Annotated in this window: 1 protein-coding gene; it reads right to left on the reverse strand. The window is 33.0% G+C overall.

The genetic code is table 11. The features are described from left to right. The coding region (locus EUBIFOR_RS11960; protein WP_040466585.1) for an Rpn family recombination-promoting nuclease/putative transposase at positions 1 to 600 on the reverse strand (600 nt) is incomplete at its 3' end. Between the last annotated feature and the right edge of the window lie 60 nt (positions 601 to 660).

Here is a 660-nt window from a genome sequence, read left to right on the forward strand (position 1 = left end):
TACACTGCTCTTCACAAGTCCAAAGCCATTACTCTTTTCTTCATAAATAGACTGATCATAAATACTTCGACATATGTAGAATAGATTATGTACGTCTTCTTCATTAAAATTATATGAAGTATTTCCTGTGATTTCAATCAGATTCATCTGGTAGTCATGGAAATAGGATTCAAACCTTTCATCCACCTCGACTAGCTGAGAAAGCTGTCTAGCTGCATTCCAAGGCCTTTCTCCTGTATAAAATACAAGAATATGCACCATGGGTAGTTTTTCTTTAGCCTTATTCTTCTTTAACTTCTTTAACATTCGATCATACGCCACATACTCATATGCTGCCGCTCTTACAACCATCGAAGCATCCACATAGCTTTGATTTTCAATAATGAATGCACTATAAAAATTTCCATCATTGTACTTACGAATCACATCCACATGCTTTTCTAGATCCATATTTGAATCATTCATCTCTGAATCAAGTTCCAAACAGTTTTCAGGTTTAAGAACTCTTTCTCCATCAAAGAAGTATGCATTAAAGAAATCGACAAAATAGGCATTGTTTTCTAGAAACTCTTTCATTGTTTTATCTTTCAATTTGTTCATATATTTAATCACCCTATCTCTTATACGAAATAAATTGAAGTTTTTCGAGAAAAGATACAT

The organism is Holdemanella biformis DSM 3989 (genome assembly GCF_000156655.1).
In the GTDB taxonomy this organism is placed as follows: Bacteria; Bacillota_I; Bacilli_A; order Erysipelotrichales; family Erysipelotrichaceae; genus Holdemanella; species Holdemanella biformis.